This is a genomic window from Vreelandella indica (assembly GCF_037070225.1).
GTDB lineage: Bacteria > Pseudomonadota > Gammaproteobacteria > Pseudomonadales > Halomonadaceae > Vreelandella > Vreelandella arctica.
This window is the reverse complement of sequence record NZ_JBANSO010000001.1, coordinates 250,400-275,165: the sequence shown is the minus strand read 5'-3', so window position 1 is coordinate 275,165 and position 24,766 is coordinate 250,400. Positions and strand designations below refer to the sequence as shown.

Here is a 24,766-nt window from a genome sequence, read left to right as displayed (position 1 = left end):
CGATGCGGCCCTGGCAGCTCATAGTGATGACGGCGATGGTAGTCGCAGGGCTTGCCACCGCGGTGGCTTCCCACGAACCCTTTGACGCCAAATTGGTGCGCTTAGAAGCACAGCGAGCGCTGCCTACGTTAAAGGACTCGCTTCAACAGGAAGCGCCAGCGATCAATGCGCTTTTTCTCAACTATGCCGACGATCAAGCGTTATGGATGAGTGCTTCGCTGGCAATGTTGCGTCATGGCGACGTGGCACGTGATGTATTGGTCGAGTACGGTTTACTGCCCCAGTTTCAGCAAGTGCTGGTGCGCTTCGGTGCAGATGCGGTGCTACCCATTAGCTACTTTCGTGATCACGATATCGCCACTCTGCGAGCGCAGCACTGGGTGGGGGAGCGCTATCAGCAGCTTAGCCGCTGGTGGAATGAGGAGGATGGCGCGGATTCAGCGTTCACCCCTTATCGCCGTGGCCAGATGGGTATTGCCTTGCTGGATGACAATGGTCATGCGCTGCTTAATCAGTTCGTGGTTAGCGAACAGGGCGAAGTGGCGTGGCTGCAGGGTGAGCGATTAGTGGCGGGCGTGGGCGATTTTTTTACCAGCGGCTTGCGTGATTTGGAAAGCCAGTGGCGGCGAGGCGATGACATTGGCGCCAGTGATGTAGGTTGGGCCGGAGTGGATCTGCTGGTGATGGCCAGTACCGTCAAGGTACTCCGGGCGGGCAGGGCTGCTCGTGCTGCGCGGGTGGGTAGTGTTGAAGCGCAGGGTGCTCGCGCTGGTTGGCGCCAAGGTATTGTGGCCACCAGCGGTCGCTTCGCAACCTTGCCCCGGATGGCCAAAGTAGCCGCCGTGGCAGGCACCGCTTATATCGTGGTTCGTCACCCCAGTTTAGTCAGTGCTCTGGGCGCCAATCTTTCCACATGGCTGGGTTGGCCAGCATGGGTGGGACAGTTTGTTATTTGGCTAGTGGTACTACTGCCGGTTCTGTTCATGGCAAGGTTCATCTATCGCTGGTTACTCACGCCCCTGCTGTGGCTGATGATGCCGTTAATGCGACGCTTGGCGAAGGCGGCGAGCAAAGCGATAGCCAGCCGCGCGACTAGGCCCGCTGCAAACCTCGAATGAGCGCTTCCCAAGCACCCATAATGCAAACGGGGCGGCCAATAAGGCCGCCCCGTTTGTTTACTATCGATCAAGCATGCCTTTACTCCGGCAATGCATAAACAGCGACTTGATCGCCTACCTGGTTTTTCAAAATGGTATTTCCGCCGGATACAAAGGCAACGTATTGCCGACCCTCATACTCATAAACGGCGGGGTTGGAGACGGACGGCGCCTCGCTCTGATCCGACCACAGCTCTTCACCGCTCTCAAGAGAGTAAGCACGTACTTTGGCATCCATGGAGGCACCGATAAAGATCACGTTACCCGCGGTGACCGCTGGGCCACCAATGGTAGGGGAGCCCCAGCTTTCCGGCATGTAGAAGCCATACTGCTGTGAAGCACCCAATGGGCGGCGCCATTTGATATCACCAGTGGTCATGTCGAGCGCCACGAGCTCCCCAAACGGCGGTTCCCAGCAAGGCATACCCAGTCGATTGAGAGCAACCTCCAAGCGCATGCCGTAGGGCGCCCCTTCCTGAGAGGCAAAGCCGCTCTCGTTGCCCGATGCCCTATTGGCTGACTCGTAAGCCTCGCGATCATAAAGCCTGATGTGCTGCACGATATGCGATGTATTGACTACCGCCGTCTGACTCTCTGGGTCGAAGGCTACGCCGCCCCACTGCACGCCACCTGCACTGATGGGGAAGCCCAGCGTTCCTTCCCCCTCGGTAGTGGGCGGGGTGTACATGCCTTCATAGCGAAGGTCTTCCCACAGGGCCGAACACTGCCCAAAGCTAACTGCGTCTGCCAGGGCCCACACCTTGGGCTTCTCTGACTGATCCATCAATGGAGCTGGCTTCGTCGGGAACGGCTGAGTGGGCGCGTAGATTTCCCCCTCTACGGCGCCATCACCGCCTGGCACTGGCCGCTCTTCAATCGGCCAAACGTCTTCACCGGTTTCGCGATTGACCACAAATAGGAAGCCCATCTTGGTCGCCTGGATCAGAGCCGGTATCTCTTCACCATCTACCGTAATGTCCATGAGCGTGGGCGCAGAGTTGATATCGTAATCCCAGATGTCGTGATGAACCCACTGACGGGACCAGACCACTTCGCCTGTTTCAATATCCAAGGCAGTGGTTGACGTACCGAGAGGGACTTCTTCCGTACGATTACCGCCCCAATAGTTGGGCGAGGGAGAAGACACTGGAAGGTAGACCAGGCCAAGCTCTTCGTCGGCAGACATGTGTGTCCACACATTGGCGGTGCCGCTCTGCTCGCGCATCTGATCGCTCAGTGCCTGGAAGGTCCATTCAAGTTCGCCGGTGCGAGCATTGATGGAAAAGACGGTGCCAGGGGGAGCCTCTTCATAGGCCCAATCCATGCCTGCCCAACCCAGAATCAGACGATCTCCCACCACGGTAGGCGGCTGCAGCAGCGACAATGGCCACTTATCGTTGGTGTCGTTCCACTGATTGGCATTGAGAACGCCGTTATCGGCAAACCCTTGGCACGGCTCGCCGCTGTCGGCATCGACCGCAAACAGTCGCGCATCCATGGTGCCCATGTAGATGATTTTCTGGCAGGACTCGCCAGCCACCGGATCATCGGCCTCCCAGTAAGCCACGCCACGATTCTTCAAAGCAGGCTGGGTGAGGGCTTCAAGAGAGGACTGGGTATCGAAGCTCCATTTCTCTTCGCCACTTGCTGGGTCTAGCGCGATAATCCGGTAGAACGGTGTGCCGATGTAGAGCGTGTCGTTGGCAAAGACGGGGGTCGCTGACCACACCGTCGCCGGTAAATCGCCCGAACCATCGGCGACATCGCCGGTATGGATTTCCCACACCTTCTCTAACTCGCCGACATTATCGGCGTTAATCTGATCCAGCGGGCTATACTTTTGCGCGTTGAGCTGGCCATGAAAGCTATCCCAGATGGGCTCGCCAGGCACCAGCGGAATAGGGGCAGTGTTGGTTGCCTCTGCCTCACTGTTTGCCGGACTACTTGCCGGTTCATCTGGCGAGTCTTGTGCCAATAACGGCATGGGAGACAAGCAAAGCACCAGCGCAGTGGCCGTGCGCCAACCCAATGTGGCAGGCGTAAAACGAGGGCGTTTAGTAACTGAAAAAGTGGGCATCGTCGGCTCCTCAGGCATGGGCAGGTTGGGCATGGTGCGAAGGACGAACCATATCAAGTATCAGGCCGATGAAACCGACCCCCATCGCCGCGCAGATCCACCACTGATGCAGCAGCATACCTGCGAAGAACGTACCCAAGAGCCCCAGTAGGATGAGAACGCGTAATAGGATGGCCGCTTTTTTATGTTTGACGGCTGCAAGAAGGAGCGCCAACACCCCCAGCGCGAGACAGGCCAAAATGGCTACCAGGGCGCCGAGTGTACCCGTCACGCCAGTGAGAGGTACAAAATAAGCATAGAGAGCGATGGCAAGCCCAGCGAGCGAGGCAATCAATAGCACTATTGCCCCCAGCCGGGTCGGACGTAATGTCGACATAGCGTTATTTCCTCCTTGAAAAGTTTCAGAATAGTAAGGCGAGCGCCTCACCACAAAGTAATTAGCACTATAACGTTAGCAGATAACGAAGTATTTTTGGTACGCAAACGGCAATCGAAAAAACAAAACCCACTTTGGGCGTCATTTAGCACCAGGACGCCCGGAGTGGGTTTTTTGAAATGTTGTCGCCCTCAAAAGCGGTATCAATGTTACGGCACGCTATGAGTGGTAATGCTTGTGGGTTTGGAAAAGTACAGTGTCTTAACGGATATTAGTTTGCCTGGCTGTTTAGCCACGCCTTCCAGCTTCCGTATTCGGTAATATCCTCGGCTTCGCCACTATCGTTGAGTGCACCGGCGGTACAAATAAAACCACACTTCCAACTACCATCGGCAAGCTCCACCTGGCCGAGGCCCAGCGGAGCAGGGATGCCTGCTAGGAAACTGCCCAGAGTCTCGATCGGCAGTCGCCATACTTCTACTTCAATAGCTTGGCCATTTGCGTCCGGTAGCATCGCGGGGCGTTTGGGCGGCCCGCCTGCCAGAGCAAACAGTTTATAGCGTGGTGCGCTTTGAGTAGCAGTGATCAGCACACCACCGCGATCAGTGAGCTGATGGTTGAGCGGCAAGCCTTCAAGGTGAGCGCCACACACCACTAGTTCTATGGTGCCGTCTTGTGCGGGTGTGGTGAGTGCGGAAAGTGGCGAATGCGGGATGCCTGTCGCGCCTAACGGCAGCATCAAGCGAGCTTCAAGCCCACGCGCTAGTGAGAGCAGCGATAAATCGGCAAATGCAGGCCCGAATAGCGTGACACCCACGGGAAGGGCTCGCTCACTAAAACCCACCGGTACGGCTAGCGCGCTGTAGTCCAACAGATTCATAAAGTTGGTCCAGGTGCCTAGGCGGGAATTGACGCCAATCGGGTCCGCGGCTACTTCGGCCTTGCTGGGGTGGGTGACCGTTGTAGGCGAGAGTACTACATCCACTTGGCTGATGAGCATATCGGCTTGGCGCTTATACTCTGCCAGTTTATAGCGCGCATCGAAGGCGTCTACCGCGAGCGGCGTGGCGCCCCCTTGGGTGATTTGAAAGGTCACTGGATGCACCGAATCCGGGTGGCTTTTCATCAAATCACGAATCACATGGTAGCGCTCGGCCACCCATGGGCCTTCATAAAGCAACCTTGCCGCGGCCAGCAGAGGCGTACAGTCCAGTTCGACTTTCTCGCCGCCCAGCGCCTCGAGTTCATTAATCGCTAGCTGCATCCCTTTAGTGTAGGCCGCATCGGTGTGCCATTGGGATTCCAAAGGCACGCCAAAGCTAAAGGCCGCGGGCGCCTTACCGTAGCGCTTTCCGTGTACGGCAAAATCATGCTGGCGTGACCAGGCGCACTGGTCGTCATACACGGCCGTGACTGCCAGCAGTTTAGCGGCATCGTCTGCGGTGAGGCTGAACAGGCTGATGGTATCCAGCGTGGCGCAAGCCGGTACCACTCCCCGCGTACTGAGCAGCCCAAGGCTTGGTTTCACGCCGTAAAGGTTATGGAAACAGGCCGGTACGCGCCCAGAGCCTGCGGTATCGGTGCCTAGCGCGAAGCTGACCATGCCCGTCGCCGTGACCACCGCCGATCCACTGCTAGAACCGCCCGGTATTAGCGTCGGATCAAAGGCGTTGGCCGGTGTGCCATACAATTCCAGTGCCCGCTCGCCAACTAGCCCTGTCGCAAACTGATCTAGATTGGTTTTCCCCATAGGAATCGCGCCTGCATCGATCAGTTGCTGCACTACAAAAGCATTTTCTGTGGGGGTATAAGCGTAGGCTGGGCTGCCAGCGGTAGTGGGTATTCCCGCGAGGTCGATATTGTCCTTTATCGCAAATGGAATACCGTAAAGTGGCAGCGTTTTTGGTGACTCTCCCTCCAAGCGCTGTAGATACGGGGTCAGCTGTTCACGGTTCAGGCGCGTTATCCAGGCAGAGTCTTTGCCGTGGCTATCGGCCTGCGCGAGTAGCTCGTCGATTAATGCAGTGGGCGTCAGATTACCCTGTTGGTAGGCGGCGTGAAGACTTGCAATATCCAGTGACATTGAGAGTGCCATGGTTGGCTCCTTTAAAATTGTATCATCGCAGCGTTGTCTGGAGAGTGGTTGGCTCCGTTTAGGAAGCGCCCCCGCCGCCAGGGCTGTGTAGAAAGCTCGATTCGCCAGCCTTCTTGATTGCGTTGGCAGTAGTCGAAACAGAGACTGACTTGCCAGCGAAGGTCGTCGATGGTGGCATGGCTTGGCAGGGTGAACGGGCGTTGGAGCGTGGCTGACGATTGGCGAGGGGTAATCGCAATGGCGTGATCCCCCAGCGCTAGCCAGCGCAGGCGACCAAGCTCATCGATGCGAGTCGTCTCTTTTGCATGTGGGGCAGTGAACCGCTGCCAGTGCTCGACGTAATGCCCAGCCGGGTGCTGCTCTTCAACCGTGTGGTCATTCAGCCAGCGCAGCAGACCAACATCTTTTTCCAGGCTGGGGCAGAGGTCCTGAAAGCGGTGCCAGGTGCATACACCGCCTTCAATCTGGGTCAAGCCCGCAAAGGCGGTAAGGCTTGCCAGCCACTCAAGCTGCGGTCGGCTGCACGCCTCAAGGGTTTGGATGCCGCTGAAGTCGGGTGCGTCAGCGGGGATGCGCAGGTCGGCATGCCACTGCTGGCCCTGCAGCCATACCACTTGGGTGGTGGTATCGGTTACGCGGTAGGGCGGTGTATTGGGCTCTGCATAGAGCGTACGTTGCCAACCCCCTTGGTACTGCTCTGGCACGCCAGGAAGCGGTATCGTCATCGATTTGCCTCCTCGTTGCCCGATCCTTTTTTCTTGCCGTGCTGACCCAGGCTGCCTACTTCACGGGCACCGTCAGGCAGCTCGATTTCTCCCCGCGCTAGTCGATCACGCAGGTAGCGAAAGGTTTGGATGGTTTGGGCGTAGAGGTGGTCGCCTGCTTTCAGCGCTGAGTAATGGGCTTGTCCGTGACGAGCGACCAGCTCGGGGAGTGGTTCGACCACGGTGTGGTAGTCACAGGCAAAGAACAGCGGAAACGAGTAGCGCTCCTCTTTCACTTTGCGTACTCGGTGAGAGGTGGCGACAAACTCGCCGTTGCTCCAGATCTCTAGCATATCGCCAATGTTGACGATCAAAGCGCCCTCCTTGAACGGCACATCGATCCACTCACCTTTGCCATTCATGACTTCAAGCCCAGGCGCGGTAGGCAGCAGCAGGGTAAAGCACTCGTAGTCAGTGTGGGCGCCGATGCCTTGAGCATCCTCGGCATCTGGGTTGAACGGATAGTGAATCAGGCGTAGTTGGCTGGGCGGCTTGTTGATGTGTTGAAGCAGTTGCTGGGGAGACAGACCCAGCGCCATGGCAAAGCCACTCAGTAGTGCGCGCCCAACGTGGTAGGCGGCGTCGTAGTAAGCGGCTACTGGCGCTTTGAAACCAGCCAGGTCAGGCCAAGGGTTAGGGCCGAGCAGCGGTGTTCCGGCCAGCACGTCCGGGTCATCGCTAGGTAGCTCGAAAGCGAGGTCGAAAGCCTCTTTCATGTCGGGCTTGGCTGGGTCTGGAGACTCTTCACCGGGCGGCACATAGCCGCGATGGTGGTGGTAGTGGCCGATGTAGCGCTCCATTTTGGTCGCTTCAGGCTGTGCAAAGAAACGCTTGGCCTGATTAATCAGCGCTTCGCGCAGGGAGCCATCAATGCCGTGGCCCACCATTTGGAAGAAACCGACTTCACGGGCAGCGCGGCCCAGCTCAGCGGCGACCTCGCGGCGTGCCTGGTCATCCCCGTGCAGCAGGGGATGAATGTCGATAACGGGGATCTCCTGAAAGTTTGCTAGGCGTTCGTCTGCCGCAGGCGTGTTCATGCGTCAGCCTCCTCTTCTTGGGTGAGTACTACCAGAGGCTGGCCGGGGCCAATGGCTGCCCCTTCGGCAAGCGGCAATCTGGCAACGCGCCCTGCGCAGTGAGCCGTGACCTCTACCTCCATTTTCATCGACTCCACCAGCGCCACGGGCTGACCTGCGGCGACCTGTTCGCCCTTTTTGACCAGCAGTTTCCATAGGCTGCCGGTCACCGGGCTTTCGATACCAAGTTCATCCTCTCCCAGCGTTTCGACCTCTGCGCTAGCCGGTGCCTGGTCTTCAAAGGTGAACTGGCCGTTGGCGCGCCAGGCGGCCATTTCAGCCTGGAAGGCTGCTTCTCGCTTGGTGCGAAACGCCTCAATCGCTTCGGCGTTCTTATCGATATCGGCTTGGTAGTCGGCCAGTTTGAAGCGTGCCGTTTCAATGGGCAGCTCGAAGCGCCCGTGGGGAAAGTCACGGCGAGTTTGCTGTAGTTCTTCGTGGCTGACTTCATAAAAGCTAAGTTGATCAAAAAAGCGCAGCAGCCAAGGGTTATTGAAGTGCTGGGTGGTGCGGTAACGGTTCCACATCTGCAGCGTGCGACCAACGAACTGGTAGCCGCCGGGGCCTTCCATGCCATAAACGCATAAATAGGCGCCGCCAATACCCACCGAGTTTTCCGCTGTCCAGGTACGGGCGGGGTTATATTTGGTGGTGACCAGGCGTTGGCGCGGGTCGAGGGGTGTCGCGACGGGCGCCCCCAGATACACATCCCCTAAGCCCATCACGAGATAACGAGCGTTGAAGACGATATCGCGCACTTGCTGTTCACTTTCGAGGGCGTTGATGCGGCGAATAAAATCCAGGTTGCTGGGGCACCAGGGGGCGTCGGGTCGTACGCTGCGCTGATACTTGTCGATGGCTTCCTGGCAGGCGGGGTCATCCCAGGAGAGCGGTAGATGCACGACACGCGACTCTACTTCCAACGACTCGACATCGATTAGCGCCTGCTCGGCTTTGTGAAGGTGCGAAAGCAACTCATCAAGGCTAAGTTCCAGCGGCTCATAGTGAACCTGCAGCGAGCGAATGCCGGGGGTTAGTTCCCGTAGGCCGGGCAGCGAATGTTCCTGTAACCACAGCATCCAGGCGTGTACGCGAAAGCGTAGCGCGATATCCAGCTCCATCGCACCGAACTCAATGAGCAGGAAATCATCCCCGGCGCGGCGGTATACGATTCGCTCCCCGGCCTGCTCGGCTGGGATGTTGCGCAGGATCGGGGTGTCTCGTTCTGGCTGAATATCTTCAACAGGGTTCGCTGTGAGGGTTTCCAGCTGGGCGAGCTGGCGCTCTTCGAGTGTGCGAGCGTTGGCGAGACTCACCGGTACAAAGCGGACCTTGTCACCAGCGGTAAGTTGACCCAGCTTCCAGCGTTCAGCGCGCACCACAGTTGCCGGGCAAACAAAGCCACCCAATGACGGGCCGTCCGGGCCAAGAATGACCGGCATATCGCCGGTAAAATCGATGGTGCCAAAGGCGTAGGCGTTATCGTGAATGTTGGAAGGGTGGAGTCCTGCTTCACCGCCATCCGCCCGTGCCCACTCTGGGCGTGGGCCAATCAGCCGTACACCGGTGCGGCTGGAGTTGTAGTGCACTTCCCACTCGTGGTCGAAGAAGCGTTCGATATCACTATCGGTGAAAAAGTCTGGCGCGCCGTGGGGGCCATAAAGCACGGCAATTTCCGTCACGCTTTCGGAATCGTTGCCAATGGCGGGGGCTAGCGCGCTATCCAGCGTGCGTGAGGGCGCAGGCATCAGCGTGGGCAGCTCCAGCATATCGCCGCTGCGCAGTGCCCGCCCGCCATGGCCGCCAAACTGGCCTAGCGTGAAGGTGCTGCGAGAGCCCAGATAGCGAGGGCATTCAATGCCGCCGCGCACTAGAAAATAAGCGCGTGCCCCAGCGGTGGCTTTGCCTAACGTAAGAGTGGCACCGACCGGAACATCAATGACTTCCCAGTGATTAATGGGGTTGCCATCCAGCGAGGCGGGCAACTTGGCGCCTGCTAGCACGACCTGTGTGGCCCGGTGAAAGCGCAGCGTGGGGCCCTGGAGGGTAATTTCTAGGCCAGCGGCATCCGTGGGATTGTCGAGCAGGCGATTGCCAAGGCGAAACGACCAGTCGTCAAACGGGCCGGAAGGCGGCACACCCACATCCCAGTGACCCTGGCGACCGGGAAAATCCTGAATTGTGGTGAGCGTGCCAGGGGCGATCACTTCCATGGCGGGAGGTGCCCACGCCAGGGTGGTAAGCCAGTGGGTGTCGATATCCGCCTGCTGAAAGCGTTCGGCACGCAGAACGTGGGCAAGCCAGCTACGGTTGGTGGCAATGCCATACACGCTAGCGCTGTCCAGCGTATCCGCCAGCTGTGCCGTCGCCTGCTTGCGGCTTTCGGCATGCACCATCACTTTGGCTAGCATGGGGTCAAATAGCGGTGACACTTCCAGGCCTGCCTCAATGGCGTGGTCGATGCGCAGGCCGCTGGCTTCAGGAAAGATGACTTCCGTTAGGAGCCCGGCGCTGGGGCGAAAATCGTGAGCGGGGTCTTCGGCGTACAGGCGTGCCTGGATGGCGTGACCAGTGGGGGAGAGTGTCTGGGCAAGTGTTTCCAGGTGGGGGAGTTCACCCGCGCCGAGTTTCACCATCCATTCGACGATATCGACGCCGTAGACCAGCTCGGTGACGCCGTGCTCCACCTGTAGGCGAGTATTAACCTCCAGAAAATAGAAAGCTTCACGCTCGGCGTCGTAAATGAACTCAACGGTTCCCGCGCTGCGGTAGTTGACCGCTTTGCCTAGTTGCACCGCCGTGGCGTGCAGTGATTGGCGCACGGCTTCGGGGAGGTTCGGGGCCGGGCACTCTTCCAGTACTTTTTGATGGCGGCGCTGTGTAGAGCAGTCGCGCTCACCGAGGGCGATGACACTGCCCTGGCCGTCGCCAAACAGCTGTACTTCCAGATGACGGGCACGTGCGATATAGGCTTCTAGGAAGACACCGCCATCACCAAAGTTGCGCTCGCCAAGGCCTTTCACCGACTCAAAGGCGCGTGCCAGCTCCGTCTGAGAGTGGCAGACCTGCATGCCGATACCACCGCCACCAGCAGTGGATTTCAGCATGACCGGGTAGCCGATTCGTTCGGCGGCCTGTTGGGCCTCTTCGAGAGTCTCCAGCAGCTGTGATCCTGGCACCAGCGGTACGCCTGCCTTTTCGGCGAGTGCGCGGGCTTCGTGCTTGAGGCCAAACTGCTGTATCTGCTCGGCGGTGGGGCCTAGAAAGACGAGCCCGGCGGCATCGCAGGCGGTAATAAAGCGAGTGTTTTCCGAGAGGAAACCGTAGCCAGGATGGATGGCCTGGGCGCCGCTTTGTTGGGCGATAGCGATCAGCTTGCCGATGTTCAGGTAGGTATCGCTGGCCGCCCCCTCACCGAGTGAGTAGGCCTCATCGGCTTGATGCACATAAGGGGCGTCGCGGTCGGCATCGGCGTACACCACCACGCTCCCCACGCCTAAAGCTTTAAGCGTGCGTAGAATACGGGCGGCAATCGCGCCGCGATTGGCAATCAGGACTTTGCTAAACGTTTTATGGATGGACATGGCACTGCCTGCAAACAAAGGCGGGTCGTCCCGCAGGTTGTTTGGCCTTCTAGGGTCGTCCCTAGGGCGAATTACTTAACCCCAAATCAGTAGCTCGATGGGTGTGGGGTTGTAGCCGTTGCAGGGGTTGTTGAGCTGAGGGCAGTTGGAGATCAGCACGATGACATCCATTTCTGCGACCATTTCCACATACTTGCCCGGTGCGGAGATACCGTCTTCAAACGTCAGCCCGCCGTCAGCGGTCACCGGTACGTTCATGAAGAAGTTGATGTTGTGGGTGATGTCCCGCTTGCTCAGGCCATACTCTGGGTGGTTGGCGATGGCCTGCATCCAGTTATCCCGGCAGGAGTGCATGTGGCGCTTTTCCAGGTCGTAGCGCACGGTGTTGCTTTCGCTGGCGCAGGCACCGCCTAGGGTGTCGTGGCGGCCGCAGGTGTCGGCGGTGAGGGTAAGCATCGTGCGGCCTTCGCTGGAGATCAGCTTGGAGCCCGCCGTGAGATAGACCGCTCCCTGTTCGCGAACGGTATCCATGGCGCTGTAGCGCTCGGCGGTGTCGTCGGCGCTGAAGAACAGCGTGTCAGCCGCTTGGTTGCCTTCCAGGTCTAAAATCCGCAAGGTTTGGCCCTGCTTCACGGTGCCAATATAGTGATCGCCCGCATTAACGGTAGTGCGGCTAAGTGCGTTTTCGGGGCGTAAGGTACTCTCGATAATCATGGTTTTCCCCTTAAAGGCCGAGGTGATAGAGACGGTTATTGGCAAAGCCACGGGCGTTTTCTGGCCGTGAGCGGTAGCAAGGATCGTCCTCTGTCGGTGGCTCAGCAGTACCTAACGCGATATCGACGCCACGGCGCGGGTAGTCAGTGGCAGGGTCCAGCGGGTGAGGGCAGGTATGCAACAACACGAGGGTATCCATCTCGAAGCGCAGCGTGACGCTGTTGCCCGGCTGGCAGTGGTTGCTGACATAGTGCAGCTTGCCTTCGTCATCGCTCTCGACGCGGGAGAAAAGGTTGAGATTGGCAGCCATGTCTCGGCGGCCAAGCCCATACTTGGCGAGTTCGACCAGGAAGGCGTCGAAGCCGGTGCGCGTCCAGTCATTGTGGGCCTGCTGGTAGCTCACTGGCTGCCAGCCTTTGGACAGCAGGTGCTGGGGCAGCAGGTTGCCGCCAACGCTGTCGTGCCAGCCAAGGTCATCATGAGTGATCGAGGCAAAGATGCGACCCATATCCGAGTAAAGGCAGTGGCCTTGAGTCAGCTTGAACGTGTGCTGGCACTTCAAGGTGTCCGGCAGGTTCAAGCGCTCCAACAGGTTTTCTGGATTGTAGCAGAGTAGTCCTACGTTGCTGTTGGCCTCCTGGGCGGTCAGGGTCAGTGTTGTGCCGCGACGTAGTCGAAGTGACCAGTGGTGCCCGCCGGGTAAATGAGTGGTGTAGGATGGTTCGCTTTTCATAGCAGCGTCTCCTGGGTGTGGGTTTTCAGACCGCCCTGATGAAGTGCTTCCGTTAAGGCTGGCGTTGGACGGTCTCTCGAAATGGGCAGGTCGTAGGTAATGGTGGCGCCATAGGCTTCCGGGGCTTGAGGGTCGTGGCGGGTTTTGTCAAACACCCATAGCCGTGTGCCCAGCTCAAAGGCCTCTTTTAGGTCGTGGGTGATCATGAAGATGGTGAGCTGCTGCTCTTGCCAAAGTCGTGTGATCAATTCGTGCATGTCCTGGCGAATGCCGGGGTCCAGGGCACCAAATGGCTCATCCAGCAACAGCATGCGTGGCCGCATCATGAGCGCCTGGGCGATGGCTAGACGTTGCTGCATGCCGCCGGACAGCTCATGGGGATACTTATTAAGCGCATGACTTAGGCCAACTTCTTCAATACGTGCTTGGGCTTTCTCAATCGCGTGCCGTTTGGCAGTGCCAAAACTTTTTCCAAGCAGCTTGGCACTATGCAGCTCATCGGCAATCATCACGTTGCCCAGCACAGTCAGGTGTGGAAAGACGGAATACTTCTGAAATACCACCCCTCGATCCGGGCCGGGTTCGTTAGGAATGGGCTTACCATCTAGCAGAAGGTTGCCTTTTGAAATGGCTTCAGTGCCCAGCAACATCTTTAAAAACGTAGTTTTGCCGCAACCAGAGGCACCGACCAGCGTGACAAATTCTCCCTGCTCGACGCTGAAATTAAGGTTCTCAAGCACGACGTGATGGCCGTAATGCTTTTCTAGGCGTTTGGCGGACAGTAGGCTCATGATTTGTCTCCTTCGCCCGAGTGGTACCAGGGAAAGGCAAGGCGCGATGTCCAGGCGAGAATCTGGTCAAGAAGGAACGCCAGCAGCGTAATCCACGCCACGTAGGGCAGAATCACGTCCATCGACAGGTAGCGGCGAACCAGAAAAATGCGGTAGCCAAGCCCTTCCTGAGCGGCAATGGCTTCGGCAGCAATCAGAAACAGCCACGCGGTGCCAAGCGCCAAGCGGGTGGCGTTTAATAGCCGTGGCGTTAACTGTGGCAGCAACACTCTTAACAACACCTGCCAGGAACTGGCGCCTAAAGTTTGCGCTTTGATTAATTGCTCATCGGGAAGCCGCAGTGCGTGGCCCTGCAGGTCACGAATCAGAAAGGGGGTGACGCCAATAACAATCAGCGCAATCTTGGCCGCCTCACCAGTGCCAAAGGCAATAAATAGAATTGGTAGGATCGCCATGGGCGGAATAAGCGAGGCTACCGTCACCAGCGGCGAAAGCTTGGCGCGAATAATCGGGATGCCGCCACTTACAATACCCACCACTAGGCCAATCAGAGCACTGATACCTACCCCAATTACGATGCGCTCCAGACTTGCGAAGGTGTCTGTCCACAGCACAACCTCGCCCGTACGCACGTTCTCGGCGGTGGCCAAGTGGTAAAACGAGTTTGCCATGGTCGAGGGTATGGGCAGCAGGCGGTCATTAGGGTTTTCCGCCAGTCGTGCATTAGAGAGGCTTAAATAGAGCATCGCCAGTAGCAAGAAAGGCAGCAAACCCAGGAGCCAACGGCCGCCCCGAGAGGGCGCTAAATTAATCAATCGCTTCATAGCGGTTGTCCATAGAAGATGAGAGCTGAGGGAGTGGCAGATGCCACTCCCATGGCGCTAGTTACTGAGCGTCGAGATAAGCTTGCGTAAAGCTTGGGTCGAAGCGCAGCTGTACATTGCTCTCATCGCCAAACACACCGTTGGGGGTTTCAATGCCTACCACGCCAGCATTAGGTGCCATATCGCCCAGTAGGCCGTGCTCAAAGCTGAACTCTGCTACTCGTTCCATGGTGGCGAGCAGGTCTGGGCTTTCCATCAACTCAATTGCTTCTGTTGGGTCGGTATATAGGTAGGTGGCGTCCAACTGGTTCTTGTAGCCTTCCAGATCCGTGCCTGCAGCATCGGCCATAATGGTCAGTGCGTTTTCGTCACCGGCTTCGACCAAACCCATCACTTCATACCAGGCACCCACCAGGGCATGGCCAAGTGCGGGGTTATCCGCCAGGGTCTGGGTATTGACGACCATCATGTCGAGAATTTCACCTGGGATTTCCGCTGAGGTGTACACCACGTTGCCAGCAGGCATGTCGGCAATGGCGCTTAGCTGCGGGTTCCAGGCGGCTACAGCTTCAGTGGTGTCACTGGTGAACAGGCCGACTATATCCGCATCGGAGGTGTTGACCGTTTCGATATCACGCTCTGTCAAACCGACGCTCTCGAGTGCGCGGGCCAGAAAGTAGTGGGAGACGCTGAATTGAACGAGATTGACCTGACGGCCCGCTATATCGGCCAAATCATCGCTGCCTTTTAGCACGATGCCGTCGTTGCCATTGGAATAATCATTGATAATCAGTGCGGTGGAATCGACGCCGCTTGCCGCCGGAATTGTGAGGGCATCCATATTGGTCATGGCACAGCCATCCACGTTGCCGGAAGTGAACTGGTTGATCGACTCCACGTAATCGTTCACCTGCACGACATCGATACTAATCCCGTACTCGTCGGCCCACTTATCGACCACGCCTTCTACGTCGGCATAAGCCCAAGGCATCCAGCCGGCATAAATCGACCAGCAGACACTAAAGTCGCTGCGTTCTTGCGCTTGGGTAGGTGTGATCGTCAATGATGATGCTAGTAGCGCCGCAGTCAACGGAGCGAGGGGCAGGCTTTTTAGAGCAGAGCGGTTGGAACGGGTCATGAGAGCCTCCAGCGGCTAAGAAAAAAACTCAGGGGCATCGGCGCATCACTGTGCCTTATCCTCCCGGGCTTTTATCCCGCCGTGTAACCCTGCGATTGCAAGGTCGATTGCTCTCGGACCAGCCACGACCATCAGGGGCATATCGTTGATGGCGTCGGAACCCTAGCGATCTATTGGAAACTCAATTGTGTGGCAGCGAAGGCAGCCAATACCCCATGTGTAACGTTTATCTACACAGCAAAATATTGGCCGCCATATATAAAATATATTATTTTTAATAAGTTAGATTGATTTTAGAGGTGTGCCTAAAGAGTCAATGCTTAGATGATGCATCGTCGTGGTGCGTAGTTTGGGCGCTACGCACCATGATGAAACAGAGAATTTGGGGAGGGTCGAAAGTCACAAAGGCGTTTTGCTCATTTTGCCAGGCACTTCGCGGACTAGCCGGGGCATAAGAAAGCCTGGTAGGTGTTCCAGTAACTCTTTTACCAGTGCTTGCGCCACTGCATCGGGTACATCAAAGTGGGCGGCACCCTGAACCGGGTCAAGCACGTGCAGGTAGTAAGGCAGCACGCCTGCTTCAAATAGCCGTTCAGAGAGAGTTGCCAGCGTAGGCACGCTGTCGTTGACACCTTTTAGAAGAACGCTCTGGTTCAGCAGCGTCACGCCTGCTTGCTTGAGGCGGGTACAGGCATCTACCACGGCCTGATCAATTTCATTGGCGTGGTTGATATGCAGCACCACCACTTTTTGCAGGCGGCTTTTGTTTAACCAGCCGAGCAGTGCGTCATCAATCCGGTCAGGAATCACCACGGGCAAGCGGGTATGTATGCGCAGCCGCTTGAGGTGAGGGATGCTTTCAAGCTGTTCGACCAGCCAGGCAAGCTGCCGGTCGCTTGCTGCTAGAGGGTCGCCGCCGGAAAGTATCGCCTCGTGAATGGAGGGGTCGGCACGCAAGTACTCTAGCGTTCCCTGCCACTGCGCCCGGGAAGGCGAGTTCTCGCTATACGGGAAGTGGCGGCGAAAACAGTAGCGGCAGTTGATTGCACAGGCTGGGCTTGCAATTAGTAGCACGCGGTTAGCGTATTTATGAATCAGTCCTTTAGCGGGCTGATGATCGGCTTCTTCCAGCGGGTCAGCGACGTAGCCTGGAGTCGTTGAGGCTTCCTTGCCCAAGGGCAGCACCTGAAGAAGCAGGGGGTCGCTCAAATCCGCATGGGCTATTTTAGCCAGATAGGCTTCAGGCACACATACCTCAAACAGCTCATGACCTAGCTGAGCGCCTGCCAGCAGGTCGCTGTCTAGCCCGAGCCGTTCGCACAATACCTGCGGGTCGCGGATGGCCTGTGAGAGTTGCTGTTGCCAATTGGAACGGACCATCGTGTGGCACTGTTGTTGCGTTTCAGAGGCTGAAATAATGATGTTCTCCTGCAAAAAAGCCCTCCTTCGGGTTATCATGCGCGCACTTATTGAATGACGCTATCAACGACGAAGCAGGGCTTCGTGCATCACGTTACTGACATAAAACATTGAGAGGCATTATGGCGAACTATTCTACCAATGAATTCAAAGGCGGTTTGAAAGTAATGCTCGACGGCGATCCTTGTTCGATTGTCGAAAACGAGCTGGTCAAGCCTGGCAAGGGGCAGGCGTTTAACCGCGTTAAGCTGCGTAACTTGATGACGGGCCGTGTGGGTGAGAAGACTTTCAAATCTGGTGATTCGCTGGAAGGCGCTGATGTCATGGATTTGGAGATGGAGTACCTCTACACCGATGGTGATATGTGGCATTTCATGAAGACCGATGGCTCCTTTGAGCAGTACGCCGTGGAAAAGAAAGCCTTGGGTGATACTGCTAAATGGCTGAAAGAGCAGGTGCCCTATATCATTACGCTTTGGAATGATAAGGCCATTTCTGTGACGCCGCCCAACTTCATTGAGCTGGAAGTGGTTGAAACTGATCCAGGTTTGAAAGGCGATACGGCGCAAGGTGGCTCTAAGCCTGCTACGCTATCATCTGGCGCTGTAGTGCGCGTGCCGTTGTTTATCAATCAGGGCGAAGTGTTGAAAATTGATACGCGCAGCGGGGAATACGTCTCTCGCGCTTAATCACTTTTCGCGATGTTTTTCGGTTTGGTAATGATGATGGCCACGCTTTTTGCGTGGCCATTTTTTGCTAAAAATAGCTTGTCTATAGCTTATCTAAGGAGAAGTGATGGCCATTGATTGGCAACCCTCGGCGTCGATTGAAACGCTCCGCGAGCGTGCACGGTTAATGGCCAAAGTGCGGGCATTTTTTGACCAGCGTGACGTGCTGGAAGTGGAAACGCCGGTCTTGGGGCAGGGGGGGAGCACGGATGTGCATCTGGTATCGCTTCATGCCCTGGCTCGCACCGATAGAGGGCAGCGCCGTTTATGGCTGCAAACTTCGCCTGAATTCCATATGAAGCGGTTATTGGCGGCCGGTAGCGGACCGATATTTCAGCTCGCCAAAAGTTTTCGCGATGGTGAAGTCGGGGCTCGCCACAATATCGAGTTCACCATGCTGGAGTGGTATCGGCCGCAGTTTACGCTGGATAAACTAATTGATGAGACGGCTACCCTGGTCATGTCACTGCTACCCAGTTTCCCCGGTCCGGTCGTGCATTATCGCTATCGGGAGCTTTTCCATACCCACCTAGAGGTGGACCCCTTTACCACGTCGCTGGAAAAGTTGCGTTTGGTTGCCGCGGAGCGGGCGCAAATGTCTGCGCAATCCTTGGCCGGTGAAGATCGCGAGACCTGCCTTGACCTGCTTATGAGCGTAGTGATCGAGCCACAGTTAGGCCAGCATGAGCTAAGTGTTGTGGTTGATTATCCCGCTAGCCAGGCCGCTCTGGCGCAACGTCACCAGGATGTAGATGGTGAGTGGGTGGCTTCCCGCTTCGAGCTCTACCTGAAAGGTGTTGAGTTGGCCAATGGTTACCAAGAGTTGACCGATGCCTCGGAACAGAGAGTGCGGTTTACGGATGATAACGCTGAGCGCCGCCGCTTGGGCTTGCCGGAAGTGGATGTGGATGAGCGTCTGCTGGCCGCTCTAGAGCACGGCATGCCAACTGGTGCGGGTGTCGCGCTGGGGATTGATCGCCTCATTCAACTGGCGCTAGGCAAAGCACGCCTGGAAGACGTGCTCGCCTTTTCTACGCCTCGCTGCTAAACCATCGGCTCGCTAGTAGGGGGCGCATCGCTATCATGAGTCGGTTTATCAATGTGGCCCAGCGCTTGCCCCATGCTGACCATGACACCCGTAGGATAGTCATCAAAGACAACCGGTTTAGTGAAGCACATCACTACCGTGGAGCCGAGTTTGAAACGGCCCATTTCAGCGCCTTTTTCCAACGTGATAGGTTGCCCAAACTGCATGCGCTGAGGCTGGCCTGCAAGCGGTGTTACCTGGCCTGACCAGACGGTCTCGATGGCCGCTACAATCATTGCACCTACTAACACCATTGCCATGGGGCCGTGCTCGGTATCAAAGATGCACACTAGGCGTTCGTTACGGGCAAACAAGCCCGGCACATAGTTGGCGGTTGCCTGGTTGACCGAGAAGAGTCGTCCGGGTACGTAAATCATTTCTCTTAATGTACCGGTCACCGGCATATGCACGCGGTGGTAGTCTCGTGGAGAGAGGTAGACAGTGGCAAAGCTGCCGCCGAGAAACTCTTCCGCCAGGGCTGTGTCGCCGCCCAGCAGGGTCTGCGCAGAGTAGGTGTGGCCCTTGGCTTGCACCAGTTGGCCGGCCTGTAGGCGCCCGTATTGGGAGAGCGTGCCATCGGCAGGGCTCAATATTCCTTCGCCTAATGGGCGCGCATCGGCTTTTAACGCCCGGGTAAAAAAGTCATTGAACGTTGCATAGGCGCTAGGATCGGGTTCCAACGCTTGGCTCATGTCGACATTAAAGCGTTTGATAAAGGCCTTGATCAGGGTGCTTTTCACCCAAGGGTTGTCGCACTGGCCGAATTTGCCGGATAGACGCGAAAGAGCGTGCTGAGGCAGTGGGTACTGAAGTAGCGAAAAGGCTTTTTGGGAAAGAGTCACAGTAATATTTTCACTTCTCAATCGGGGTGTCGTCGCGGTTGCCCCATTCACCCCAGGACCCCGCGTAGCCACGCATATTAAAGCCTAGTGCCTTGCCCACCAGCCAGGTAAAGCTGCTGCGGTGGTGGCTCTGGCAGTGGGTAGCGATTTCCATATCGGGGGTCAGGCCCAGGGCGCCAAGTTCGGTGATCAGCTCGGCGTAATCGCGAATGCGCAGTGCGCGCTGTCGGTCCATGGCGTGGAGCCAGTCCATATTAACGGCACCGGGAATGTGCCCCAGGTGCTTGTTGTTACCTCGGACGCCATCGTACTCATCTTTGGAGCGCGCATCCCACACCGCGAAGTGTTTATCGCTGAGCTTCTCTTTGATCTCTTCAAACGTGATCAAGGCGTTAGGGTTGAGAATTTCAGCGTGATACTCACTTTGGGTGGGGGCGGTAGGCTCGGTGCTCTCTTCCATGCCTGCATCGCGCCAGGCGTGTATGCCGCCATTCAAATAGGAGTAACGCGTATGGCCGATGAGCTCTAATGACCACAAAAGACGTGCCGCCCAGCCACCGCCTTCGTCATCGTAGGCCACCACGTGGGTGTCGCGGGTTAGACCTAATGCGCTGAACAGACGTGAAAGCGCCTCAACGCTAGGAACGTCACTCGGTACCGGCCCTTCACCGCGCATTAAATAGCGAAAGTCGAGGAAGATGGCGCCGGGCACATGGCCCTGACGATAGCTGTCGCCATTGGCTGGCACATCAATGATCAGCAGCTGTGGGTCATCTAAATGCGCCTGCAGCTGTTCCGGTTCAATAATCAGCGGCAGAAGGTTAGCTTCCGACGATTGGCTTTCAATACTCATGGGTAACTCCTATCAACGTTAGCTATCCAAACTATCAAGAATCCGTCGATAGCTGGCAAAGCGTGCTGGATGAATCTTGCCTGCCTCGACCGCTGCGAGTAAAGCGCAACCGGGCTCATTACGGTGACGACAATCACGAAAACGGCAGTAACCAATATAGTCGTGAAACTCAATGAAACCGTCGGTGACTTCCTGCTCGTTGAGGTGCACCAAGCCAAACTCGCGAATACCCGGTGAGTCGATGACATCGCCATCGGCCACGTCAGCTCGGCTCATGGTATAGAGGCGTGCCGTGGTGGTGGTATGGGTGCCCTTGCGGGAGTCTTCCGAGAGCGCGCCAATACGCAGGTTTTCATCCGGTAGCAACAGGTCGATTAGCGAGGATTTGCCCACGCCGCTTTGACCCACGAATACGGAGGTGCGCCCTTCAAGCTGACTGCGCAGCTCATCCAGCCCGGTGTCTGTAGCAGTGGTGGTGCGCACGACGGGGTAGCCTAAATCGCGATAGCGTTCAAGCAGTTTACCGAGTTCGCCGCCATCTTCTGGTAGCAAGTCGGTTTTATTGAGCACCAGTACTGGCGCAATGCCGGTAGCTTCGGCGGCGACCAAATAGCGGTCAATAAGGTTGGCGTGAGGTGCAGGCTCTACCGCAAACACGATCAACAGCTGATCAATGTTGGCGGCCACCGGTTTGAGCAGGCCGCGAGCATCCGGGCGCTTTAACACGCTGTCGCGCTCTTCCCGAGCTACTACCACGCCAGAGCCTTCCTGACCTGCACGCCATATCACGCGGTCGCCAGTGACCAAACCATCCAGGTTGGCGCGTAAATGACAGCGCACCGGTTCATTATCGCTATTGCGTACCTCTAGGGTACGACCAAAGTGAGCAACGACGCGGCCCGGCTGTTCAGCACCGTATTCGCCAGCGGCGAGTTTTTCAGCATCTTGCACATCACGCTTTTCCGCACGCTGGGCACGTTCCGCCTGGACTTTCTCGACTCGCCACTGCTGCTGACGACTTAATTTACGTTTGCTCATGACCACCTGATGATCGCTACAATAAATGTCATTGTACCTATCAACGATGGCATTGTACTTATCAAAGATGCCATCAAACAGCCAGGCGGTTCTATATGGGCTGCTTGATGTTGTCATTTAAGGCACACTGGCACGATATTAATGACCATTTAGGCAAAGGGATAACGGTAATGAGCAACGAAACAACGGATTCAGCGGCGCCACGCAATGATCTGCTGGTATGGATTGACCTAGAGATGACCGGTTTAGATCCAAATAAAGAGCGCATCATTGAAGTAGCCACACTCATTACTGATGCCGATCTGAATGTGGTAGCGGAAGGGCCGGTCATTGCGGTGAAACAGCCCGATAGCCTGCTGGCGCAGATGGACGATTGGAACCAGAAAACCCACGGCGAGTCGGGATTAGTCGCCCGGGTGAAAGCAAGCCAAGTGGAAACTGCCGAAGCTGAGCAGCAAACGCTGGCGTTTCTGCAGCAGTACGCAGTGGCCGGATCGTCACCCATGTGTGGCAACAGCATCCACCAGGATCGGCGTTTTCTTGAGCGTGAAATGCCTGCGCTGCTCAACTTTTTCCACTACCGCAATCTTGATGTGTCTACCATAAAAGAAGTGGCCAAACGCTGGAATCCAGGCGCCTTGGCGGGCTTTAGTAAACAGAATGTTCACCTGGCGATGGATGATATTAAAGAGTCGATTGCTGAGCTGGCTCACTACCGTAATACGTTTTTGCGCGTTGAGCAGCGCAGCGACGAAGAAGAGTAAAGCGGTTAAGACATATCGGTGGCAATGCGCCTGCCGCGCTTGAGGCGCTGTTCCTCAAGCGCCCAGGCGACGTGTTCACGCACCAGTTCGCTTGGGTAGGCTCGGCGCGCCCATAGCGCGGCTTCCACGGCCTCGCTCCAAGGGGCGTTTCCTAGGCCTACGGCGATATTGCGCAGCCAGCGCTCGTAGCCAATGCGCCGAATAGGGCTGCCAGCGGTTTTATCCAGGAACTCCACCTCGCCCCAGGCAAACAGGCTGATTAGCGTAGCGCGATCTAAATCATGGCGCGGCGCAAAGTCATCTTCCTGGGTCATGCGGGTAAAGCGGGTAAAAGGGCATACCAGTTGGCAATCGTCGCAGCCGTAAATACGGTTGCCCATGGCGCGGCGAAACTCAACCGGTATGGCGCCGTGTAGTTCGATAGTGAGATACGAAATGCACTTGCGCGAGTCGACCACCTTATCATCAACAATAGCGCCGGTGGGGCAGGCGGTGCGGCAAGCGCTGCAGCTGCCGCAGTGCTCTTGCTCAAATGGCGCATCGATAGGTAGGGGAAGATCCGTATAGAGTTCGCCCAGAAAAAACAGCGAGCCTGCTTTGGGGTTAAGCAGCATGGCATTTTTGCCGAACCAGCCAAGCCCGGCTTTTTGGGCCAGCGCGCGCTCCATTACCGGTGCTGAGTCGACAAAAGCGCGGTAACCAAATTCGCCTACTTCTTGCTCAATCTTTTTTGCTAATTGGGCTAACCGTTTACGCATTAGCTTGTGATAATCGCGCCCTAGGGCGTAACGCGATACATAGGCGCGGTTGGGCTGACCCAGGACCTTTGTGCTTTCCACTTCAGCGGGCAGATAATCCATGCGTACGCTGATAATGCGCTGAGTGCCGGGTTCAAGCTCTGCGGGGCGAGTGCGCTTGCTGCCATGCTTGGCCATAAAGCCCATCTCGCCGTGGTAGTCATTTTCCAGCCACGCGTCGAGATGGCTTTCATGGGCCGACAATTCAGTGTCAGTAATGCCGACTTGCTGAAAGCCCAGCTCTCGCCCCCAGGTTTTAATCAGGTCGGCAAGACGAGCAAGTTTCTGGTCAGTCATTGCACTATCAGAACGTGCAAAGGCAGTGGAATTAGACATAGTCAATCAACAGCAAGGCATTAAGCGCGCTATGCTAACGCATCAGCAGCCATCAAAACATGTGAAAGGAGTGATCGTGACGATCCCGAATACTTCCATGCTACGCCCTCTATATAAAGCCGCCCAGGTGCGCGAGCTCGATCGGCGCACCATTGCCGGTGGTATCGATGGTTTTGCATTGATGCAGCGTGCCGCCTCAAGCGCTTGGCACAGCTTTCGTTCACGCTGGCCTCAGGTGCGCAGCTTAACCGTAATGTGTGGAAGTGGTAATAACGGAGGCGACGGTCATGTGCTGGCAGCGCTGGCCATGCAGTCTGGCCTCAAAGTGCAGCGAGTGACGCTGAAGCCTCTTGATGAGCTAAACGGAGACGCAGCCCGCGCTGCACAATTGGCAACCTCCGCGGGCGTAGGTTGCGAAGAGTGGGAACCCAGCACTGTATTGACGGGCGAAGTCAATATTGATGCCTTGTTAGGCACCGGTTTGACGGGAGAGGTAGAGGGCCGGTTTCGGCTTGCCATCGAAATGATCAATGCTGCTCAGAGGCCGGTACTGGCAATTGATATTCCCTCGGGATTGGTTGCTGATACCGGCGCAGCGACAGGGGGTGCCGTTAAGGCTGCCTGCACGGTGACTTTTATCGGCGATAAGATCGGTTTGTATACTGGTGATGCACCCGCTTATACCGGTGAGATCGATTTTCGCCCGCTGGGTGTTAAAGCCCAGGCATATTTTGATATTCCAGCCACCGCTTGGCGGCTGGATGATTCGCTCTTAGCGGATGCCTTTGCTCCCCGGCTGCGCACGAGCCATAAAGGGGATATGGGACATGTACTAGTGATGGGCGGCGCTCCCGGCTTTGGCGGTGCGGCGCTACTGGCCAGCCAGGCCGCTGCGCGGATGGGGGCGGGTAAGGTGAGCTTGGCGACGGCCCCTGAGCATATCACCGCTAGTTTGGTACGCTGCCCGGAAGTAATGGCCCACAGCGTGCGCGGTGGCGCCGAAGCGGCTGAGCTGACTGCGATGGCCGACGTTGTCGTGGTAGGGCCGGGGCTTGGTCAGGCGGCCTGGGGGCAGGCTGTATTACAGAGTGCGCTTAAGTCAGACGCGCCGTTGGTAGTAGATGCTGATGGGCTGAATCTTTTAGCACGCCAGTGGCCAGATATTCGGCGCGATAATTGGATATTAACCCCGCATCCCGGTGAAGCGGCGCGGCTATTGGGCTGTTCCGTGGCGGAGGTTCAGGCCGACCGACCCGCCGCTGCCCAGGCCCTGCAGCGGGCACGTGGCGGCGTGGTGGTGTTGAAGGGCGCTGGTAGTTTGATTGCTGGCCCCACTGGTTTAGTGGTGTGCCCCTACGGAAACCCAGGCATGGCTAGCGGTGGCATGGGCGATGTGCTCAGTGGCATGCTGGGTGCATTGATGGCGCAGCGCGGAGATGTGGAGTTCAGTGCCTGGCTAGCCACGATGGTGCACGCGTTAGCGGCTGATCGAGCAGCACAGCAAGAAGGCGAGCGTGGCCTGCTGGCGAGCGATCTGGCATCCTATGCGCGAAAATTGATTAATCCGTGAAGG

At 57.0% G+C, this 24,766-nt stretch carries 21 protein-coding genes and 1 riboswitch; of the genes, 5 read left to right on the top strand and 16 right to left on the bottom strand.

Features of this window, described 5'->3' with window-relative positions:
- Positions 1-2: 2 nt before the first annotated feature.
- A complete protein-coding gene (locus tag V8L71_RS01305) occupies positions 3-1,118 on the top strand; it encodes a hypothetical protein (protein WP_336272976.1) in 1,116 nt (371 codons plus the stop codon).
- Positions 1,119-1,197: 79 nt separating this feature from the next.
- On the opposite strand, the gene V8L71_RS01300 is transcribed toward V8L71_RS01305, so the two are convergent.
- The 12 genes from V8L71_RS01300 to epmB all read right to left on the bottom strand — a co-directional run bounded on the left by V8L71_RS01300 (position 1,198) and on the right by epmB (position 16,763).
- The gene (locus tag V8L71_RS01300; protein WP_336272975.1) at positions 1,198-3,234 is read right to left on the bottom strand and encodes a pyrroloquinoline quinone-dependent dehydrogenase; all 2,037 of its coding nucleotides are present in this window, start codon (positions 3,232-3,234) and stop codon (positions 1,198-1,200) included.
- Positions 3,235-3,244: 10 nt separating this feature from the next.
- Positions 3,245-3,610: a hypothetical protein gene (locus V8L71_RS01295; protein ID WP_336272974.1), complete on the bottom strand. Its 366-nt coding sequence runs from the start codon at positions 3,608-3,610 to the stop codon at positions 3,245-3,247.
- Positions 3,611-3,881: 271 nt separating this feature from the next.
- Positions 3,882-5,705, bottom strand: coding sequence for an allophanate hydrolase (gene atzF / locus V8L71_RS01290; protein ID WP_336272973.1), 1,824 nt, complete (start codon positions 5,703-5,705; stop codon positions 3,882-3,884).
- A gap of 11 nt (positions 5,706-5,716) precedes the next feature.
- Positions 5,717-6,430 (bottom strand): hypothetical protein, encoded by a 714-nt coding sequence (locus V8L71_RS01285; RefSeq protein ID WP_336272972.1) that lies wholly within the window; start codon positions 6,428-6,430, stop codon positions 5,717-5,719.
- Positions 6,427-7,506, bottom strand: a complete 1,080-nt coding sequence (locus V8L71_RS01280; protein WP_336272971.1) for an isopenicillin N synthase family dioxygenase — start codon at positions 7,504-7,506, stop codon at positions 6,427-6,429. Before V8L71_RS01280 ends, V8L71_RS01285 begins: the two co-directional genes overlap by 4 nt.
- Complete coding sequence (gene uca / locus V8L71_RS01275) at positions 7,503-11,129, bottom strand: urea carboxylase (RefSeq protein WP_336272970.1); 3,627 nt, start codon at positions 11,127-11,129, stop codon at positions 7,503-7,505. The genes V8L71_RS01280 and uca overlap by 4 nt, the downstream gene beginning before the upstream one ends.
- A gap of 75 nt (positions 11,130-11,204) precedes the next feature.
- Positions 11,205-11,843: an urea amidolyase associated protein UAAP2 gene (locus tag V8L71_RS01270; protein ID WP_336272969.1), complete on the bottom strand. Its 639-nt coding sequence runs from the start codon at positions 11,841-11,843 to the stop codon at positions 11,205-11,207.
- Positions 11,844-11,853: 10 nt separating this feature from the next.
- Entirely contained in the window at positions 11,854-12,576 is a 723-nt protein-coding gene (locus tag V8L71_RS01265) for an urea amidolyase associated protein UAAP1 (protein ID WP_336272968.1), read from the bottom strand.
- Entirely contained in the window at positions 12,573-13,367 is a 795-nt protein-coding gene (locus V8L71_RS01260) for an ABC transporter ATP-binding protein (RefSeq protein WP_336272967.1), read from the bottom strand. Before V8L71_RS01260 ends, V8L71_RS01265 begins: the two co-directional genes overlap by 4 nt.
- On the bottom strand, positions 13,364-14,191 hold the full coding sequence (locus tag V8L71_RS01255; RefSeq protein WP_336272966.1) for an ABC transporter permease: 828 nt from the start codon (positions 14,189-14,191) through the stop codon (positions 13,364-13,366). The genes V8L71_RS01260 and V8L71_RS01255 overlap by 4 nt, the downstream gene beginning before the upstream one ends.
- 61 nt (positions 14,192-14,252) lie before the next feature.
- Positions 14,253-15,329: a putative urea ABC transporter substrate-binding protein gene (locus V8L71_RS01250; protein WP_336272965.1), complete on the bottom strand. Its 1,077-nt coding sequence runs from the start codon at positions 15,327-15,329 to the stop codon at positions 14,253-14,255.
- 58 nt (positions 15,330-15,387) lie between these two features.
- A riboswitch (guanidine-I (ykkC/yxkD leader) is annotated at positions 15,388-15,506 on the bottom strand.
- A gap of 222 nt (positions 15,507-15,728) precedes the next feature.
- Positions 15,729-16,763 (bottom strand): EF-P beta-lysylation protein EpmB, encoded by a 1,035-nt coding sequence (gene epmB / locus V8L71_RS01245; RefSeq protein ID WP_336272964.1) that lies wholly within the window; start codon positions 16,761-16,763, stop codon positions 15,729-15,731.
- 107 nt (positions 16,764-16,870) lie between these two features.
- Between epmB and efp the strand changes: the two genes are divergently transcribed.
- Together efp and epmA are read left to right on the top strand one after the other, a co-directional pair.
- Positions 16,871-17,437: an elongation factor P gene (gene efp / locus V8L71_RS01240; protein WP_176304143.1), complete on the top strand. Its 567-nt coding sequence runs from the start codon at positions 16,871-16,873 to the stop codon at positions 17,435-17,437.
- A gap of 106 nt (positions 17,438-17,543) precedes the next feature.
- A complete protein-coding gene (epmA, locus tag V8L71_RS01235; protein WP_176304142.1) occupies positions 17,544-18,524 on the top strand; it encodes an EF-P lysine aminoacylase EpmA in 981 nt (326 codons plus the stop codon).
- On the opposite strand, the gene asd is transcribed toward epmA, so the two are convergent.
- From asd to rsgA, 3 genes are read right to left on the bottom strand one after another with little or no spacing between them, the layout of a single operon-like run.
- Complete coding sequence (gene asd / locus V8L71_RS01230) at positions 18,521-19,405, bottom strand: archaetidylserine decarboxylase (RefSeq protein WP_176304141.1); 885 nt, start codon at positions 19,403-19,405, stop codon at positions 18,521-18,523. The genes epmA and asd overlap by 4 nt on opposite strands.
- A 10-nt stretch (positions 19,406-19,415) precedes the next feature.
- Positions 19,416-20,258, bottom strand: coding sequence for a sulfurtransferase (locus tag V8L71_RS01225; RefSeq protein ID WP_176304140.1), 843 nt, complete (start codon positions 20,256-20,258; stop codon positions 19,416-19,418).
- An 18-nt stretch (positions 20,259-20,276) separates the two neighbouring features.
- Positions 20,277-21,296 carry a small ribosomal subunit biogenesis GTPase RsgA gene (gene rsgA, locus V8L71_RS01220; protein WP_101146270.1) on the bottom strand — a complete coding sequence of 340 codons (1,020 nt, stop codon included), beginning with the start codon at positions 21,294-21,296 and terminating at the stop codon, positions 20,277-20,279.
- A 170-nt stretch (positions 21,297-21,466) separates the two neighbouring features.
- Here rsgA and orn point away from each other — a divergent pair, with 170 nt between their 5' ends.
- The gene (gene orn, locus V8L71_RS01215; protein WP_008958612.1) at positions 21,467-22,060 is read left to right on the top strand and encodes an oligoribonuclease; all 594 of its coding nucleotides are present in this window, start codon (positions 21,467-21,469) and stop codon (positions 22,058-22,060) included.
- Between the two features lie 5 nt (positions 22,061-22,065).
- Here the strand turns inward: orn and queG are convergent, their stop codons facing one another.
- Complete coding sequence (gene queG, locus V8L71_RS01210) at positions 22,066-23,193, bottom strand: tRNA epoxyqueuosine(34) reductase QueG (protein ID WP_423841437.1); 1,128 nt, start codon at positions 23,191-23,193, stop codon at positions 22,066-22,068.
- 97 nt (positions 23,194-23,290) lie between these two features.
- Here queG and V8L71_RS01205 point away from each other — a divergent pair, with 97 nt between their 5' ends.
- The gene (locus tag V8L71_RS01205; RefSeq protein WP_336273035.1) at positions 23,291-24,763 is read left to right on the top strand and encodes an NAD(P)H-hydrate dehydratase; all 1,473 of its coding nucleotides are present in this window, start codon (positions 23,291-23,293) and stop codon (positions 24,761-24,763) included.
- The last annotated feature ends 3 nt before the right edge of the window (positions 24,764-24,766 follow it).

Coding starts and splice junctions, on each gene's coding strand:
- V8L71_RS01305 (WP_336272976.1), top strand. CDS start 3: ATGCGGCCCTGGCAGCTCATAGTGATGACGGCGATGGTAGTCGCAGGG.
- V8L71_RS01300 (WP_336272975.1), bottom strand. CDS start 3,234: ATGCCCACTTTTTCAGTTACTAAACGCCCTCGTTTTACGCCTGCCACA.
- V8L71_RS01295 (WP_336272974.1), bottom strand. CDS start 3,610: ATGTCGACATTACGTCCGACCCGGCTGGGGGCAATAGTGCTATTGATT.
- atzF (WP_336272973.1), bottom strand. CDS start 5,705: ATGGCACTCTCAATGTCACTGGATATTGCAAGTCTTCACGCCGCCTAC.
- V8L71_RS01285 (WP_336272972.1), bottom strand. CDS start 6,430: ATGACGATACCGCTTCCTGGCGTGCCAGAGCAGTACCAAGGGGGTTGG.
- V8L71_RS01280 (WP_336272971.1), bottom strand. CDS start 7,506: ATGAACACGCCTGCGGCAGACGAACGCCTAGCAAACTTTCAGGAGATC.
- uca (WP_336272970.1), bottom strand. CDS start 11,129: ATGTCCATCCATAAAACGTTTAGCAAAGTCCTGATTGCCAATCGCGGC.
- V8L71_RS01270 (WP_336272969.1), bottom strand. CDS start 11,843: ATGATTATCGAGAGTACCTTACGCCCCGAAAACGCACTTAGCCGCACT.
- V8L71_RS01265 (WP_336272968.1), bottom strand. CDS start 12,576: ATGAAAAGCGAACCATCCTACACCACTCATTTACCCGGCGGGCACCAC.
- V8L71_RS01260 (WP_336272967.1), bottom strand. CDS start 13,367: ATGAGCCTACTGTCCGCCAAACGCCTAGAAAAGCATTACGGCCATCAC.
- V8L71_RS01255 (WP_336272966.1), bottom strand. CDS start 14,191: ATGAAGCGATTGATTAATTTAGCGCCCTCTCGGGGCGGCCGTTGGCTC.
- V8L71_RS01250 (WP_336272965.1), bottom strand. CDS start 15,329: ATGACCCGTTCCAACCGCTCTGCTCTAAAAAGCCTGCCCCTCGCTCCG.
- efp (WP_176304143.1), top strand. CDS start 16,871: ATGGCGAACTATTCTACCAATGAATTCAAAGGCGGTTTGAAAGTAATG.
- epmA (WP_176304142.1), top strand. CDS start 17,544: ATGGCCATTGATTGGCAACCCTCGGCGTCGATTGAAACGCTCCGCGAG.
- V8L71_RS01225 (WP_176304140.1), bottom strand. CDS start 20,258: ATGAGTATTGAAAGCCAATCGTCGGAAGCTAACCTTCTGCCGCTGATT.
- rsgA (WP_101146270.1), bottom strand. CDS start 21,296: ATGAGCAAACGTAAATTAAGTCGTCAGCAGCAGTGGCGAGTCGAGAAA.
- orn (WP_008958612.1), top strand. CDS start 21,467: ATGAGCAACGAAACAACGGATTCAGCGGCGCCACGCAATGATCTGCTG.
- queG (WP_423841437.1), bottom strand. CDS start 23,193: ATGTCTAATTCCACTGCCTTTGCACGTTCTGATAGTGCAATGACTGAC.
- V8L71_RS01205 (WP_336273035.1), top strand. CDS start 23,291: ATGCTACGCCCTCTATATAAAGCCGCCCAGGTGCGCGAGCTCGATCGG.